14 protein-coding genes are annotated in these 15,631 nt (G+C 63.1%); 12 read left to right on the top strand and 2 right to left on the bottom strand.

The features are described from left to right. The 7 genes from ENJ19_12265 to rlmD all read left to right on the top strand — a co-directional run. Window positions 1-547: hypothetical protein (locus ENJ19_12265; GenBank protein HHM06495.1), on the top strand; the 547-nt coding region annotated here is incomplete at its 5' end. After that, a complete protein-coding gene (locus ENJ19_12260; protein HHM06494.1) occupies window positions 540-1,598 on the top strand; it encodes a glycosyltransferase family 4 protein in 1,059 nt (352 codons plus the stop codon). The genes ENJ19_12265 and ENJ19_12260, both read left to right, overlap by 8 nt. Before the next feature lie 8 nt (window positions 1,599-1,606). Next, window positions 1,607-3,472, top strand: a complete 1,866-nt coding sequence (locus ENJ19_12255; GenBank protein HHM06493.1) for a polysaccharide biosynthesis protein — start codon at window positions 1,607-1,609, stop codon at window positions 3,470-3,472. 352 nt (window positions 3,473-3,824) lie between these two features. After that, window positions 3,825-4,484, top strand: a complete 660-nt coding sequence (locus ENJ19_12250) for a lamin tail domain-containing protein (protein HHM06492.1) — start codon at window positions 3,825-3,827, stop codon at window positions 4,482-4,484. Between the two features lie 320 nt (window positions 4,485-4,804). Next, complete coding sequence (galU, locus tag ENJ19_12245) at window positions 4,805-5,701, top strand: UTP--glucose-1-phosphate uridylyltransferase GalU (GenBank protein HHM06491.1); 897 nt, start codon at window positions 4,805-4,807, stop codon at window positions 5,699-5,701. After that, on the top strand, window positions 5,701-6,594 hold the full coding sequence (gene cysM, locus ENJ19_12240) for a cysteine synthase CysM (protein HHM06490.1): 894 nt from the start codon (window positions 5,701-5,703) through the stop codon (window positions 6,592-6,594). Before galU ends, cysM begins: the two co-directional genes overlap by 1 nt. Window positions 6,595-6,859: 265 nt before the next feature. After that, window positions 6,860-8,188, top strand: coding sequence for a 23S rRNA (uracil(1939)-C(5))-methyltransferase RlmD (gene rlmD / locus ENJ19_12235; protein HHM06489.1), 1,329 nt, complete (start codon window positions 6,860-6,862; stop codon window positions 8,186-8,188). A gap of 100 nt (window positions 8,189-8,288) precedes the next feature. Here rlmD and ENJ19_12230 read toward each other — a convergent pair whose 3' ends face one another. Further along, a complete protein-coding gene (locus tag ENJ19_12230; GenBank protein ID HHM06488.1) occupies window positions 8,289-8,909 on the bottom strand; it encodes an arylesterase in 621 nt (206 codons plus the stop codon). Here ENJ19_12230 and ENJ19_12225 point away from each other — a divergent pair. From ENJ19_12225 to ENJ19_12215, 3 genes are read left to right on the top strand one after another with little or no spacing between them, the layout of a single operon-like run. Continuing rightward, entirely contained in the window at window positions 8,884-9,573 is a 690-nt protein-coding gene (locus ENJ19_12225; GenBank protein ID HHM06487.1) for an ATP-binding cassette domain-containing protein, read from the top strand. The genes ENJ19_12230 and ENJ19_12225 overlap by 26 nt on opposite strands. Further along, entirely contained in the window at window positions 9,570-12,068 is a 2,499-nt protein-coding gene (locus tag ENJ19_12220; GenBank protein HHM06486.1) for an FtsX-like permease family protein, read from the top strand. The genes ENJ19_12225 and ENJ19_12220 overlap by 4 nt, the downstream gene beginning before the upstream one ends. Continuing rightward, window positions 11,941-12,870, top strand: a complete 930-nt coding sequence (locus ENJ19_12215; GenBank protein ID HHM06485.1) for a hypothetical protein — start codon at window positions 11,941-11,943, stop codon at window positions 12,868-12,870. Before ENJ19_12220 ends, ENJ19_12215 begins: the two co-directional genes overlap by 128 nt. 18 nt (window positions 12,871-12,888) lie before the next feature. Here ENJ19_12215 and ENJ19_12210 read toward each other — a convergent pair whose 3' ends face one another. Further along, a complete protein-coding gene (locus tag ENJ19_12210; GenBank protein ID HHM06484.1) occupies window positions 12,889-13,233 on the bottom strand; it encodes a hypothetical protein in 345 nt (114 codons plus the stop codon). Window positions 13,234-13,406: 173 nt separating this feature from the next. Here ENJ19_12210 and ENJ19_12205 point away from each other — a divergent pair, with 173 nt between their 5' ends. Both ENJ19_12205 and ilvN read left to right on the top strand, forming a co-directional pair. Beyond that, complete coding sequence (locus ENJ19_12205) at window positions 13,407-15,101, top strand: acetolactate synthase 3 large subunit (GenBank protein ID HHM06483.1); 1,695 nt, start codon at window positions 13,407-13,409, stop codon at window positions 15,099-15,101. A 5-nt stretch (window positions 15,102-15,106) separates the two neighbouring features. After that, complete coding sequence (gene ilvN, locus ENJ19_12200) at window positions 15,107-15,598, top strand: acetolactate synthase small subunit (protein ID HHM06482.1); 492 nt, start codon at window positions 15,107-15,109, stop codon at window positions 15,596-15,598. Window positions 15,599-15,631 lie beyond the last annotated feature (33 nt).

Genomic DNA, 15,631 nt, shown 5'->3' with positions numbered 1-15,631 from the left:
TGGCGAAAGTAAATGGGAGGCGGAGGCGGCCTTGTGCCGCATCGCCGGGGACAGCGGTTTGGAGCTGGTGGTGATCAGGCCGCCGCTGGTGTACGGCCCCGGCGGCGGTCGCAATTATCTGGCGTTGCTGCAAGCCGTGGAGCGGGGTTTGCCGTTGCCGTTTGCCAGTGTGAACAATCGCCGCAGCATGATCTTTGTGGAAAATCTGGCCCATGTCATTTGCCTGTGCGCTACGGTGCCGCATGCGGCCGGTCAAATCTATCTGGTGAGTGACAACGAGGATCTCTCCACCCCTGAATTACTGCGCCGCATGGGCCGGGCCTTGGGCCGCCCGGTGCGCTTGTTTCCCGTGCCCGTGCCCTTGTTGCGGCTTGCGGGCAAGCTGGTGGGCAGGCAGGACATGATGGAGCGTCTGGTGGGATCCCTGGCGGTGGATATCTCAGCAGTAAAAGATGAACTCGGGTGGTCGCCGCCTTACACCCAGGAACAGGGTTTGCGCGCAACGGTCGGGCACTATTACGGGCGGGACGAGGCATCGGATGGCTGAGGCCGGCCTGTCGGCAGCCCAGTGGGTGTGGGTGGTGGGCGGTGTGGCCGGATTGACCGCGGTGCTGGCGGGTGGCGTTCGGAGGTATGCCTTGCAGCGGGGGCTGATGGATGTTCCCAACGACCGCAGTTCCCACCATCGGCCCACGCCGCGGGGGGGTGGGGTGGCCATCGCGGTGGCGTTTTTTATCGCGGTGGCGTACTTGGCCGGGCGGGGCAGCACTCCCTCCGCCGTTGCCGCGGCCCTGCTTGGCGGCGGGCTGTTGGTGGCCGCCATCGGTTGGGCCGACGACCATTCGCATATCCCGGCGCGGTGGCGTGCCACGGTGCACGGGCTGGCGGCCGTATGGGCGGTGTGGTGCCTCGGGGGGTATTCCGCTTTGAATATCGGGGTGGCGGTGATTCCTTTGGGGGCTTGGGGCAGCGTTCTGGCAGTGCTGGGCATTGTCTGGCTCACTAATCTTTATAACTTCATGGATGGCATCGACGGTCTGGCAGGCGGGCAGGCGGTGGTCGCCGGCCTGGGTGGTGCCGTGCTGCTATGGTGGGTGGGTGCGCCGGGGCTCGCCGTGGTGGCAGCCGGTCTGGCGGCGGCCAGCACCGGGTTTTTGGTGTGGAACTGGTCGCCGGCCCGCTTGTTCATGGGGGATGTGGGCAGCGGTCTGTTGGGGTATAGTTTCGCGGTTTTGGCGCTGGCCGGCGATAATCTTGGTGCCTTGCCGGTTCCTATCTGGGGCATGTTGCTGGCAATATTTATCTTGGATGCTACCTTTACCCTCGTGCACCGTGTGGTCAAGGGCGAGCCCTGGTACGCGCCTCACCGCAGTCACGCCTATCAGCGTTTGACCCAAATGGGTTGGTCCCACGCGCGGGTGAGTGTCGCGGTCATGCTGATTGTGTTGCTTGTCCTGTTTCCCAGCGCCGCTTTGGCCGTGTTTTGGCCGTGGTTGATGTTTCCGCTGGTGCTTGTTCTTGCTGCTGTCGGCTGGTGGGCCTGGCGGAAGATCCAAAAGCAGTATGCTGCTGAATCAGTAGGGAAGGTAGATTCGTGATATCCGAGATGACGCGCCGGACCGGCATTGTGTTGCATGATTTGTTCATGGTGATGCTGGCCTGGGTGCTGGCGTTCAGCATTCGGTACAACTTTGTCTTTACGCCCACGGAATGGTGGGTGTTGGCGCAGAGTCTGCCTGTGATGATTTTGGCGCAGGGCCTGGTGTTGTGGCGTTTCGGTTTGTACCGTGGCGTGTGGCGCTTTGCCAGTATTCCCGACCTTTGGAACATCCTGCGGGCCGTGATGTTGGGCACGTTGGCCGCAGCGATTGCCTTGTTTCTGATCAACCGGCTGGACGGCATTCCCCGCTCAAGCCTGGTCTTTTATCCCATGTTTTTGGTGTTTTTGCTCGGCGGGCCCCGGGTGATTTACCGCATGTGGAAAGATCACCGCATGACCCTGGGCAAGCCGACGGAGCGTAAACGGGTGCTCATACTCGGCGCCGGCCGGGCCGGTGAAATGCTTGCGCGGGATATGCACCGCGACGGTGAGTATTCGCCCGTGGGGTTTTTGGATGATCAGCCCAAGCTCAAAGGCGCCAAGATCCACGGTATCCCCATTCTGGGCTCCATCGAGGACGTGGCCCGGGTGGTGGAGGATGTGGAAGCGGATGCGGTGGTTATCGCCATGCCCTCGGCGTCGGGCAGGCAAATGCAGCGCATCGTCAGCTTGTGCGAGCGCATTGATGTGCCGTTCCGGACGCTGCCGCGGTTGCAGGACATGGTCTCAGGCCGGGCCAGCATCAGCGAATTGCGCGAGGTGGCCATTGATGACCTGCTGGGCCGCGACCCGGTGTCGCTGGATTGGAAAAGGATCAGCGCCGGGTTGGCGGGGAAAACCGTGCTGGTCAGCGGTGGCGGTGGTTCCATCGGCGCCGAGCTGTGCCGTCAGGTGGCGGGTTTGGGGCCGGCCAGGCTGGTCATTTTTGAGCGCTCTGAGTTTAATTTGTACCGCATCGAACTGGAGTTGCGCCGGGATTTTCCCAGGCTCATATTGCATTCCTGTTTGGGAGATGTGGCGGACACCGCCGCGGTGGAGCGGGTGATGGATCAACATCGGCCGAATGTGATTTTCCACGCGGCGGCTTACAAACATGTCCCCCTGCTGGAAAGGCAGCCGCGCGAAGCCTTGCGCAACAATGTGGTGGGGACCAAAGTGTTGGCCATGGCCGCCGACCGTTTTGCTTGCAGCACCTTTGTGCTGATTTCCACCGACAAAGTCGTCAATCCGACCAATGTCATGGGCGCCAGCAAGCGGGTGGCGGAATTGTTCTGCCAGGCTTTGAACCGTCGCTCGAATACGCGCTTTATCACCGTGCGCTTCGGCAATGTGCTGGGTTCCGCCGGCAGCGTCGTGCCTTTGTTTCAACAGCAAATCGCCGAAGGCGGGCCGGTGACGGTGACCGACCCCGATATCAGCCGTTTTTTTATGACCATTCCCGAAGCGTGCCAGCTCATCATGCAGGCGGCGGCAATGGGCAGGGGTGGGGAGATATTCGTGCTGGACATGGGGGAGCCGGTGAAAATCAGCTATCTGGCGGAGCAGCTCATCCGGCTGTCCGGCAAGGTGCCGGGGAAGGATATCAATATCACGTACACCGGTTTGCGGCCGGGTGAAAAATTGTACGAAGAACTGTTTTATGAGCACGAGGTCCTGGGTAAAACCACTCACGAGAAAATTCTCCTGGCCCAGTCATCTGTGACTGACTGGGGTCGTTTGAATCAGCTGTTGGATGCCCTGCAGGACGCTTGCAGCAAGTACGATGAGGGGGCGTTGCAGATGCTGCTGCGGGAACTGGTGCCTGAAATGAGTGAGGCGCCGGCGGGCAAGGTTGCACCGGCGGCGGACAATGTGGTCCGGCTGCCGGTTTAGGCGTCGGATATCGAGCTATTAACTCGGCAGTCAAACAGCTCGTCCTGAATTGTTTGGCGGACACCTGCAAAATCCGCTTTGCCATGCGGCGACATGGTGGGAAGTTCGCAGGCGCCCACGGGGTGGCGCCGATGGCGGCACATCCCTGTGTCGCGCCATTGACCCGGCAATTATAATCGCCAGGTTGATAAACTGGCCGAAAATCAGCATATTTGAATATTATAATATTTTTATGTGTATGAATTTAAAGAACTAAAAACGTTTTGGCACTGCTTGCCCCGCCGGGATGTCTGCGGTAGGCTAATTGTCACCCAATCTCAATAATTCAAATAAAAAACAGGGAGGGTGAACGATGTATCGGAATACACCGTTGAACTGGTTTTTTTCTGCTGGATTTCTGCTTGCTTTCCTGCCCCAAGCTGCCCATTCCGCCCTCATCATTACCGAGTTCATGCGCAATCCCTCGGGTTCCGATGCCTTGGGGGAGTGGTTTGAGGTGTACAACGCCGGTTCCACCCCGGTCGATTTGTATCAATGGTCCATTGCTGATCTGGGTTCCAATAGTCACACCATAGGCAGTTCTGTCGTGGTTGGCCCGTCCAGTTACGCGCTGTTGGGTCGCAACGGTGACACGGCCACCAACGGGGGGTTGGTTTTTGACTATGTGTACGGCAACCAGTTTGTATTGGCCAACGGTGACGATGAACTGCTGCTGTTCGATGATCTGGGCACGGAAATCGATCGCGTGGTGTATGACAGCAGTTTCCCCGGGGGTGACGGCGTTTCCGCTATGCTGGTCAGCCTTGGTCTGGACAACAACGACCCGGCCAACTGGGTGGCCGCCACGACTTATTACAATGCTGACAACAAAGGGACGCCGGGTGCGCCGAATTTCAGCGCTGCCGCTACCGTCGCCGAACCGCCCGCGTCCGCGCTGCTGTTGCTCGGCGGCGTGCTCGCGCTGATGGGAAATTGGGGACGCCGTGCTGGGAGCCAGTCGGGTTTGGGATGAATCGGCTGCAAAACGGGGAGAGCGGTCCTGGGTGGCCGCGATTTTTCGTTACATTGCGACAATCTGTCCTCGCTCTCCCATGTTTTCGCTCGATTCCCCCAGCAAGATGTTGAAAAAGGTCTTCCTGGCCTTTTTCAACGCCGGCTGCCGCATACGTGGTTTGCGGCGGCCTTGCCTGAAAAACGGTTTCTCCCACCCGCCCTGGACGCAGTTCCGCTATAATGCGCTGTAGCGGCGGGAGTATTCGAAGTTTGCCCCAGGTCTTTGAATAGTCCCGGATTTTTCGCGCCGTCCTTCCAAAACGCAATCAGGTGTTATTCATGAGTTTCACGCTACGCAAAGCCGTCTTCCCCGTCGCGGGCATGGGCACGCGCTTTTTGCCGGCCACCAAGGCCAATCCCAAGGAAATGCTGCCTATTGTTGACAAACCGCTCATTCAGTATGCGGCGGAAGAAGCCATCGCGGCCGGCATCAAAGAACTGATTTTTGTCACCAGCAGCAGCAAGCGCGCCATCGAAGACTATTTTGACAAGAATTACGAATTGGAAGACAAGCTGGAGCGGGCGGGAAAGCAGGAACTGCTGAAGATCGTCCGCGAAGTGGTCCCCGAAGGCGTGTCCTGCATCTATGTTCGCCAGGCGGAGGCTTTGGGTTTGGGGCATGCGGTGCTGTGCGCCCGGCCGGTGGTGGGCCATGAACCCTTTGCGGTTATCCTGGCGGACGATCTCATTGATGTTGATGATGGCAGGCAGGTGTGTCTGGAACAAATGAAGGAGGTGCACGCTTACCATCGTTGCAGTGTGCTGGGGGTGGAAGAGGTCGATCCCGCGCAGACCGAGCAGTATGGCATTGTGGATGCGCAGCCGGTCGCCAAGCGTCTGGAAAGGTTGAATGGGATCGTGGAAAAACCCAAGCCCGAGGTGGCGCCGTCGCACCTGGCGGTGGTGGGGCGTTACATTCTCACCCCGCGCATTTTCGATTTGCTGGCCACCACGGAACGGGGTGCCGGCGGCGAAATTCAGCTCACCGACGCCATCGCCCGCTTGTTGAGAGAAGAACCGGTGCTGGCCTATCAGTTCGAGGGCAAACGCTACGATTGTGGCAGCAAACTGGGTTATTTGCAGGCCACGGTGGACTTTGCCCTGCGGCATCCCCAGCTGGCGGAACCGTTTACCGAATTCATGCGTTCCGTCGCCTGCACGCCGAAGGACTTGTAATGACCGGCTGTCCCACCATTGAGCAATTCGTTGGCAATACCCCCTTGGTGCGCCTGCAGAGGCTGCCGGGTGACACGACCAATGTGGTGCTGGCCAAGCTGGAAGGCAACAACCCCGCCGGTTCCGTAAAGGACCGGCCGGCCCTGTCCATGATCCGTCACGCCGAGGCCCGCGGTGAGATTCAGCCCGGCGATACCTTGATCGAAGCCACTTCCGGCAACACCGGCATCGCCCTGGCCATGGCCGCCGCCATCAAAGGCTACCGCATGCAGCTCATCATGCCCGAGACCATGAGCGTGGAACGGCGCGCGGTAATGAAAGCCTTTGGCGCCGGGATTATCCTGGTATCCAGGGATGACGGCATGGAGGGCGCGCGCGATCTCGCCCTGGACATGCAAAACCGCGGCGAGGGCAAGGTGCTGGATCAGTTCGCCAATCCCGACAACCCCCGCGCCCACTACGAAGGCACCGGCCCGGAAATCTGGCGCGACACAGCGGGGCGCATCACCCATTTCGTCAGCGCCATGGGCACCACCGGCACCATCATGGGCACCTCCCGCTATCTCAAGGAACAAAACAGCGACGTGCAGATTGTCGGCGTGCATCCCGCCGAAGGCGCCGCCATTCCCGGCATCCGCCGCTGGCCGGAGGAATACCTGCCGAAAATCTACGAGCCCGCCCGGGTGGACCGGGTGCTGGAGGTGGGCCAGGACGAGGCGGAGGAGACCACCCGTCAACTGGCCGCGCGCGAGGGTATTTTCGCCGGGGTGTCGTCTGGTGGCGCGGTCAGCGCGGCGCTGCGCCTGTCCAGAGAGGTACGCCATGCGGTGATCGTGGTGATTATTTGCGACCGGGGCGACCGGTATTTGTCTACCGGGGTGTTTCCGGCGTAAAGACGCGGAGTTGAATGACGCTGATTTATTAACCCGGCAATTAGGATTGTCGGGTCAATGGCGCGGCACAGGGATGTGCCGCCATTGGCGCAAGTCAATGCGAGCCCGCGAAATACCAGCCATTTCGCACAATGGCGCCCGTATTTCGCGGGCGGCAATCAAACAGGTCAGGACGACCTGTTTGATTGCCGGGTTAATAATACATTGCCGGTTTTCGGTGTGAACTTGCACGCGCAAGGCGTGCAGGCCTTTCTGAGTACCCAATATGCCCCGCCGCAAACGCAAACCCGTTCCCACCCAGCCCGTACGCGCGGAAGTGGAAGCCCTGACCCATGATGGTCGCGGGGTCGCCCACATCGAAGGCAAGGCCACCTTCATCGATGGCGCCTTGCCGGGGGAGGAGGTGATGTTCACGTACACACTCCAACGCAAACATTACGACGAGGGCGTGATCCGGGGGGTTCTTCGCGCCTCCCCCGACCGTGTCGCCCCCGCTTGTCCGCACTTCGGAATGTGCGGCGGTTGCAGTCTGCAACACCTGTCCGCGGATGCCCAGATTCGCACCAAGGCCGGGCAGCTGCAGGACAATCTGCAACGTATCGGAAGGCTCGCGCCGGAATCGTGGCTGCCACCGCTGACCGGTCCCCATTGGGGCTACCGGCGCAAAGCGCGCCTGGGAGTGAAATATGTAATCAAAAAATCATCGTTACTGGTGGGTTTCAGGGAAAAGAAAAGCGCCTACCTTGCGGAACTCAAGCGCTGCGATGTGCTGCACCCCAAAGTCGGGGCCAACATTATGGCCTTGCGCGAACTCATTGGCGGGCTGGACGGCTATGCGCGCATCCCGCAAATTGAAGTGGCGGCGGGGGACGACACGGTCGGCTTGGTGTTCCGCCATCTTGACCCGTTGAGCGAGGCGGATCTCGGCCGTTTACACGCCTTTGGTGAGACTCACGGTTTTCTCATCTACCTGCAGCCGGGCGGCCCCGGTACGGTTCGTCCGCTGTGGCCACTGAATGCCTCCCTGAGCTACCGCTTGCCCGCACACGAGATCGAGTTCGAGTTTCTACCCACCGATTTCACCCAGGTGAACGGCGACCTCAACCGCGCCATGATCGATCACGCCTTGGGCCTGTTGGCCCCTCATCCCGAGGATCACGTCTTGGATTTTTTCTGCGGGCTGGGCAATTTCACGCTGCCCCTGGCCCGCCGCACGGCCCAGGTGATCGGCGTGGAAGGCGATGCAGCATTGGTGGCCCGCGCCCGCGACAACGCCCGCCGCAACGGGATTGACAATGCTGTTTTCCACGCCGCCGATCTGAGCGAGCCGGACGCCCCCTGGCCCTGGGCCGAACGGCGATTCGACAAAATTCTGCTCGACCCGCCACGCACCGGCGCCCTGGAAGTGGTCAAACGTCTCGCTGCGCTGGGTGCCGAGCGCATCGTTTACGTTTCCTGCAACCCCGCCACCTTCGCCCGCGACGCTGCCGGCTTGGTCCATGGCCACGGCTACCGGCTGGCCCGGGCCGGGGTGATGGACATGTTTCCCCACACCACCCACGTGGAGTGCATCGCGCTGTTTCTGCGGGACTGATTTCCACCCCCGTTGCAATAGGGACGTGGCGCGACAGAGGCAGGCTGAACAGTTGCGAGGAAGTTTTGAATCACTAAATGCGGTGGGCGCGCGTCCGGCGTCAATTCAACAAGCCCTTCAGTTCCCGCCAGACATTGTCCAATAGCATCGGTTGCGCCGCGGCCGTGGGGTGTAAGCCGTCCCGCTGAAACCAGGTGAAGCCGGTTCCCAGGCCGTCCAGCAAAAACGGCGTCAGCGCCGTGCCGTAGCGGGCGGCGAGGTCGCGGTAGATCCGCTGAAAGGCCTGGGTGTAGCGGGGGCCGTAGTTGGGTGGCAGCAGCATGCCCACCAGCAGAACCCGGGCGCCGGCGGCCTGGGAGCGCTCGATCATGTGGGCCAGGTTGTCCGCCAGGGCGCTGAGGGGCAGGCCTCGGAGTCCGTCGTTGGCGCCCAGTTCGATGATGACAACGGCGGGCCGGTGGCGCGCCAGCAAGGCGTCGATGCGGCGCCGGCCGCCGTGGCTGGTCTCGCCGCTGATGCTGGCGTTGACCACGACATAAGGCCGCTTTTCCGCCGCCAGCCGTTGCGCCAGCAGGGCCGGCCAGCCCTCTTTTTGCGAAAGACCGTAGGCGGCGCTTAAACTGTCTCCCACGATCAGGATTTTCTCCGGGGCCGCCTGGCCCGCCGCAGCCGCCAGCGAAAGGATGAACAGCGCGATGACGGATACCCCCGCCCGTTCCATGGTGCGCGCCCAGCGTTTGTGTAAACGAGTCATCAGTCCGGAAGGTGAGTTGACCTTGTTGGAGGACATTGATCTTAACATCCTCGCGGGGGAGGCCTGGGCCATTGTCGGCGCCTCGGGGGCGGGCAAGTCCACCCTGCTGGGCCTGCTGGCGGGGCTGGACAGCCCCACCGGCGGGCGCGTGTGGCTGGACGGGGTGGACATTTCCACCCTGGATGAGGACGGCCGCGCCCGGCTGCGGGGCGAGCGGGTGGGTTTTGTCTTTCAATCGTTCCATCTGTTGCCCAATCTCAGCGCCCTGGAAAACGTGATGTTGCCGCTGGAACTGGCCGGCCGCGGCGAGGCCGAAGCGGCCGCCCGCCATTGGCTGGAGCGGGTGGGCCTGACGGCGCGGCTGCAGCACTATCCCAGCCAGCTCTCAGGGGGCGAGCAGCAGCGGGTGGCCATCGCCCGCGCCTTCGCCGCCGGGCCCCGCGTCTTGTTCGCCGATGAGCCCACCGGCAATCTGGACAGCCGCACGGGGGGGCGCATCGTCGATTTGTTGTTCGAGTTCAACCGCGAACAGGGCATCACCCTGGTGCTGGTGACCCACGATAGCGGCCTGGCCCGGCGCTGCCCCCGCCGGCTGGAGCTGGACAGCGGGCGCGTGCGGGCCCTGTCATGAAGGCGCCGCGTTACGCCTGGCGCCTGCTGCGGCGGGACTGGCGCGCCGGTGAGTTGCAGGTGCTGGCGGTGGCGCTGCTGATCGCCGTGGCCAGCGTGGCCTCGGTGAGTTTTTTCACCGACCGCATCGGCCAGGCCCTGGTGCACCAGGCCAGTGCCCTGCTGGGCGCCGACGTGGTGCTGGGCGCCAGCCATCCCCCGGCGAAGAGCTGGGGTGAACTGGCGGGCCGCCACGGTCTGCGGACGGCGGAGACGGTGTCGTTTTTGAGCATGGCGCGGGCGGGCGGGCGCGTTTTGCTGGCGGACATCAAGGCGGTGAGCCCCGGCTATCCGCTGCGCGGTGAGCTGCGCATCGCCCCGGCGCGCTTCGCCCCCGATCATCTTGCCACCACACTGCCGGCGCCGGGCACGGCCTGGGCCGACGCCCGTCTTGTGGGGGAACTGGGGGTGCGGGTGGGGGAGGTGGTGCAAGTGGGCCAGAGCCGCTTTACCCTGGCGGCGGTACTCAGCCACGAGCCGGACCGCGGCGGGGCCCTGTTCAACATCGCCCCGCGCCTGATGATTGCCCGGGCGGATCTCGCCGCCACCGGGCTTGTCGTTCCCGGCAGCCGGGTGCAATACCGCTTCCTGGTGGCGGGGGAGGAGGCGGCGGTGCGGGCCTTTCGCGCCGAGGTGGGGGCGCAGCTGGAGGCGGGGGAGCGGCTGGAGTCAGTGGAAGATGCCCGCCCCGAGATGCGCACCGCCCTCAGCCGGGCCCGCCAGTTTTTGGGTCTGGCGGCCCTGGTCAGCGTGATCCTGGCCGGGGTGGCCATCGCCGTGGCCACCCACCGCTTTGTCCTGCGGCGGCTGGACAGTTGTGCTGTGCTGCGTTGCCTGGGGGCGGGGCAGGATCAGATCCTGGCCATTTACGGCTGGCAGCTCTTGTGGCTGGGGCTGCTGGCCAGCGGCCTGGGGGTGGTGCTGGGCTATCTGGCCCATTGGGCCCTGGTGGACGTGCTGGGCGCCCTGGCGGCCACCACCTTGCCGCCCCCCTCGCCCTGGCCGGTGCTGGCGGGAATGGGGGTGGGCCTGGTGACCCTGTTCGGCAGCGCCCTGCCGCCCCTGCTCCATCTCAGGCGGGTATCGCCGCTCAGGGTGCTGCGCCGCGATTTGGGTGCCCCGCCGCTGCTCACCCGCGGCAGCTATGTTTTGGGTTTGCTGGTCCTGTTTGCCCTCATGGTGTGGCAGGCGGGGGATATGACCCTGGGCATGGCAGTGCTGGTGGGTATGGTGGCCACTGTGGCGGCGCTGGCGCTCAGTGCCTTGGGGCTGCTCAGCTTGCTGCGCGCCCTGGGGCGGCGCCTGCACGGCGCCTGGCGGTTGGGGATGATGAACATGTCCCGCCGCGGCGCCAGCGCCACGGTGCAGGTGGTGGCCGTGGGGCTGGGGTTGATGGCCTTGTTGCTGCTGGCGGTGGTGCGCGTGGAACTGATGGCGGCGTGGGCGGAGAGTCTGCCGCCGGATGCCCACAACCGCTTTTTGGTGAACATCCAGCCGCAGCAGGTGGCGGCCCTGGGGGATTTCTTCGTGGCCCGGGGACGGGAGCGGCCCCGTTTCTATCCCATGATCCGCGGTCGTTTCGTGGCCCTGAACAGCGTTACCGTCAGCCCCGAAAGCTATGCCGGCGAGCAGGCCCGGCGTCTGGTGGCGCGGGAGTTCAATCTGTCCTGGGCGGCCGGGCTGAAGGAAGACAACACCATCACCGCGGGGCGCTGGTGGACCGGGGCCGATACGGGCCGCCCTCTCGTTTCCGTGGAAGCGGGCCTGGCCAAGACCCTGGGCCTGAACCTGGGCGATGAGATGACGTTCGAGATTGCCGGCGAGCCCTGGTCGGCCACTGTCGCCAGCCTGCGCAAGGTGGAATGGGACAGCATGCAGGCCAATTTCTTCGTATTGGCACCACCCGGGGCCCTGGACGGCTTTCCCGCCACGTACATCACCAGTTTTTACCTGCCCCTCGAAGATTACGATTTTCTCGGCCGTCTGGTGGCTGCCTTCCCCAATGTGACGGTGATCGATGTGGCCGCCATCATCGAACAGGTGCGACGGGTGATCGCGCGGGTGAGCACGGCGCTGGAATATGTGTTTGGTTTTACCTTGCTGGCCGGTCTCACCGTCTTGTTCGCCGCCCTCCAGGCCACCTTGGACCAGCGCTTGCGGGAGACGGCACTGCTGCGCACCCTGGGCGCCTCGCGGCGGGTGCTGCAGGGGGCCATGGTGGCGGAATTCGCTGCCGTGGGGGCGCTGGCGGGCGGCCTGGCCGCCACGGCGGCGGCGCTGATCGGGGCGGTGCTGGCGGAACAGGTGTTCAAATTCAGCTACCAGGCGGATGCCCTGTTGTGGCTGGCGGGGCTGGGCGGCGGCGCCCTGGCGGTGGTGCTGGCCGGCGCGGTGGGCACTCGCGGCGTGTTGCAGCGCCCGCCCTGGCAGACCCTGCAGCGGGTGCTGGCGCCGTAAAAAGGGCCGTGGTAAGGTCTCTCGTCACCAGGCTTTTGGGGGGAGAACAATGTTGCATCGAGCGGTGTTGGCGGTGTGTGTACTGTGGAGTCTGGCCGGGCTGGGCCAGGCGCAGGAAGCGGCTGCCGGAACGGCTGGCGAGTGGGTCACGCTGACCACGGCCTACGGGACTCATTTCGACGCCTATGCGGCCGGTCCGGAGGATGCGGCCGTGGGGGTGCTGCTGCTGCACGACCGCTTGGGCTTCAATCGCGAACTCATCACCTGGGCGGACCGCCTGGCGGCGCAGGGTTACCGCGCCCTGGCCATTGATCTGTACGACGGCCGCCGGGCCCGGAGCTGGCAGCACGCCACTTCCATCATGAACGCCATCGATCATGTCTGGGCGGAAAGTGACATCGCCGCGGCCATCAAGGCCTTGCAGGCCCCCGGGCGCAAGCTGGCGCTGCTGGGCTGGGACTGGGGCGCGGAACAGGCCCTGACCGCCACCCTGGCGGATTCCGCAGCGGTGGCGGCAGCAGTGCTTTACTATCCCACGGCGGTGGAGACCGATATCAATAAAGTGCAGGGTCTGGCCACCCCTGTTTTGCTGTTGGTGGCGGAGCAGGACCCGCGGCTCAGTGTGTCTGCGGTGACGGCCTTCCGTGACGGGCTGACCAAAACCCGGGTGGAGTTCACTATCATGGGCCTGGATGCCGACCGCGGCTTTGCCAATGCGTTGAGCCCGCACTACGACGACAATGCGGCGGCCGTTGCCTGGGAGACGGCGCAGGACTTTCTCACCACGTATCTGAGCCCCTGAAGCGGGGGGCGCGGCGTGTCAGAAGGTCCGCCCGTTCCATCCCCACAGGGGGCGGGCGGCATCGGCAAACTCAATGTAAACGCGCTCGCCCGGCACCCCCAGCAGGTCTTCCACCGCCTGGCACAGGCCCTGGGACAGTTCTGCCGTGCGTTCCACCGGCAGGCCGATGCTCTTGAGTTCCAGGTAGGCCACGGGGCGGGAGTCGCCGGCGAACAGCAGCGGTGTGTCCGGCTGCAGCGCCACCATCACATAGCGTTCTGATTTTCCCAGCAACTCCGCCGTGATCTTGGACAATTTGCCCAGCGCAGCCGCCTGCTCCGCCGGGGCGATTTTTTGATTGGTCTGGACCAACAGATAGGGCATGGTGCCAAAGTTCCGTTTCTTGTTCCGTTTGAGCGGGGGACATCAGAGTATAGCGCATCCGGCGCTGTCTCTTGACGGCCGCCCGGGATATAATTACTGTTTTCCTTTGGTTTTCGCGAAGCGTTTGTAAAGCACCCGTTTTTGCGGGTTTTTTCTTTTAAGGGGGTTTTTCCGTGGAACTGACCGGTGCCGAGATCGTCGTCCGCAGCCTGAGGGACGAGGGCGTCGACTACGTGTTTGGCTACCCTGGCGGGGCGGTGCTGCACATCTATGATGCGTTCTTCAAACAGGACGAGGTCAAGCACGTACTGGTCCGCCACGAGCAGGGTGCCACCCACGCCGCCGACGGCTACGCCCGCGCCACCGGCAGGCCCGGCGTGGTGCTGGTGACCTCTGGTCCCGGCGCCACCAATGCCGTGACCGGCATCGCTACCGCTTACATGGATTCCATTCCCATGGTGGTCTTGACCGGCCAGGTGCCGACCCCGCTGATCGGCAACGATGCCTTTCAGGAAGTGGACAACGTGGGCATCACCCGTCCCTGCGTCAAGCACAATTTCCTGGTGAAAGACGTAACGGAGCTGGCGCTGACCATCAAAAAGGCGTTTTACATCGCCACCACCGGCCGGCCCGGTCCGGTGTTGGTGGATATTCCCAAGGACGTGACCGCAGCCAAGACGGCTTACCACTATCCCGAGACCGTGGCCATCCGTTCCTACAACCCCACGGTAAAAGGGCATCCCGGCCAGATCAAACGAGCGGTGGACCTCATGCTCAGCGCCAAGCGCCCCATGGTGTACACCGGCGGGGGGGTGGTGCTGGACAACGCGGCGGCGCCGCTTGCCGGGATGATCCGCCGGCTGAACTTCCCCATCACCAACACCCTGATGGGCCTGGGTGGCTATCCTGCCACCGACCGGCAGTTTCTCGGCATGCTGGGGATGCACGGTACCTACGAAGCCAATATGGCCATGCACCATTGCGATGTGCTGCTGGCCATCGGGGCGCGCTTCGACGACCGGGTGACCGGCAATATCGAGAAGTTTTGTCCCACCGCCAAAATCATTCACGTGGATATCGATCCGTCGTCCATTTCCAAAAACGTGAAAGTGGACGTGCCCATTGTCGGTTCGGTGAGCACCGTGTTGCACGATATGATGGACGCCCTCAACGAGCGCGGCGGCCGGCCTGATGCGGCGGCGCTGGAAGAATGGTGGCAGCAGATCGAACAGTGGCGGGGTATGAACTGCCTGAAATATGAGCGCAGCGACGAGGTGATCAAGCCGCAGTACGTGCTGGAAAAACTCTATGAGATTTCCGGTGGCAACGCTTTTGTCACCTCCGACGTGGGCCAGCACCAGATGTGGACGGCGCAATATTACAAATTTGACAAACCGCGCCGCTGGATCAATTCCGGGGGGCTGGGCACCATGGGTTTCGGCCTGCCGGCGGCCATGGGGGTGCAGCTGGCGCACCCGGATGAGCTGGTGTGCTGCGTCACGGGCGAGGGCAGCATCCAGATGTGCATCCAGGAGCTGTCCACCTGTTTGCAGCACCGCCTGCCCCTGAAGGTGATCAATCTCAACAACCGCTATCTGGGCATGGTGCGGCAATGGCAGGAGTTTTTTTATCAGGGGCGCTACGCTATGTCGTATATGGACGCCCTGCCTGATTTCGTGAAGCTGGCCGAGGCCTATGGCCATGTGGGCATGCGGGTTGATCAGCCGGGCGATGTGGAAGGAGCCCTGCAAGAAGCGCTGGCGCTCAAAGAGCGGTTGGTGTTCATGGACTTCATCACCGACCAGACCGAAAACGTGTATCCCATGATTCCGGCCGGTGCCGGCCTCAACGAAATGATTCTGGTGTAAGAGCAATGCGGCACATTATCTCTATCTTGCTGGAAAACGAGGCGGGTGCGCTGAGCCGGGTCGCGGGGCTGTTTTCCGCCCGGGGCTACAACATCCAGAGCCTGACCGTGGCGCCCACGGAAGACCCCTCCCTGTCCCGCATGACCCTGGTCACCACCGGATCCGACGATATCGTGGAACAGATCACCAAGCAGCTCAACAAGCTGGTGGACGTGGTCAAGCTCAGTGATCTCACCGGGGGCGCGCACATAGAGCGCGAGATGATGCTGGTCAAGCTGCAGGCGGCGGGCGACATGCGCGCCGAGCTGAAACGCCTGGCGGACATTTTCCGCGGCCACATCATCGACGTCACCGCCAGCACCTACACCGTGGAACTCACCGGCCCCGGCGACAAACTGGACGCCTTCCTGGAGGCGGTGCCGCCCACCTCGATTCTGGAAACCGTGCGTTCCGGCGTGTCCGGCATTGCGCGGGGCGAGAAATCGCTGCATCTGTAAAGCGCGCAGGCTTATTTCTTACCGTCAACTCAA

The organism is Gammaproteobacteria bacterium (assembly GCA_011375345.1).
In the GTDB taxonomy this organism is placed as follows: Bacteria; Pseudomonadota; Gammaproteobacteria; order DRLM01; family DRLM01; genus DRLM01.
The sequence above is the reverse complement of the archived record's forward strand: the minus strand, read 5'-3'. Positions and strand labels throughout refer to the sequence as shown.

Excerpts from the sequence above, each read along its gene's own strand:
- galU (HHM06491.1), top strand. The coding sequence starts at position 4,805 with ATGAGTTTCACGCTACGCAAAGCCGTCTTCCCCGTCGCGGGCATGGGC.
- ENJ19_12210 (HHM06484.1), bottom strand. The coding sequence starts at position 13,233 with ATGCCCTATCTGTTGGTCCAGACCAATCAAAAAATCGCCCCGGCGGAG.
- cysM (HHM06490.1), top strand. The coding sequence starts at position 5,701 with ATGACCGGCTGTCCCACCATTGAGCAATTCGTTGGCAATACCCCCTTG.
- ENJ19_12215 (HHM06485.1), top strand. The coding sequence starts at position 11,941 with ATGCCCTGTTGTGGCTGGCGGGGCTGGGCGGCGGCGCCCTGGCGGTGG.
- rlmD (HHM06489.1), top strand. The coding sequence starts at position 6,860 with ATGCCCCGCCGCAAACGCAAACCCGTTCCCACCCAGCCCGTACGCGCG.
- ENJ19_12260 (HHM06494.1), top strand. The coding sequence starts at position 540 with ATGGCTGAGGCCGGCCTGTCGGCAGCCCAGTGGGTGTGGGTGGTGGGC.
- ENJ19_12220 (HHM06486.1), top strand. The coding sequence starts at position 9,570 with ATGAAGGCGCCGCGTTACGCCTGGCGCCTGCTGCGGCGGGACTGGCGC.
- ENJ19_12250 (HHM06492.1), top strand. The coding sequence starts at position 3,825 with ATGTATCGGAATACACCGTTGAACTGGTTTTTTTCTGCTGGATTTCTG.
- ENJ19_12230 (HHM06488.1), bottom strand. The coding sequence starts at position 8,909 with ATGGAACGGGCGGGGGTATCCGTCATCGCGCTGTTCATCCTTTCGCTG.
- ENJ19_12255 (HHM06493.1), top strand. The coding sequence starts at position 1,607 with ATGACGCGCCGGACCGGCATTGTGTTGCATGATTTGTTCATGGTGATG.
- ENJ19_12225 (HHM06487.1), top strand. The coding sequence starts at position 8,884 with ATGACGGATACCCCCGCCCGTTCCATGGTGCGCGCCCAGCGTTTGTGT.
- ilvN (HHM06482.1), top strand. The coding sequence starts at position 15,107 with ATGCGGCACATTATCTCTATCTTGCTGGAAAACGAGGCGGGTGCGCTG.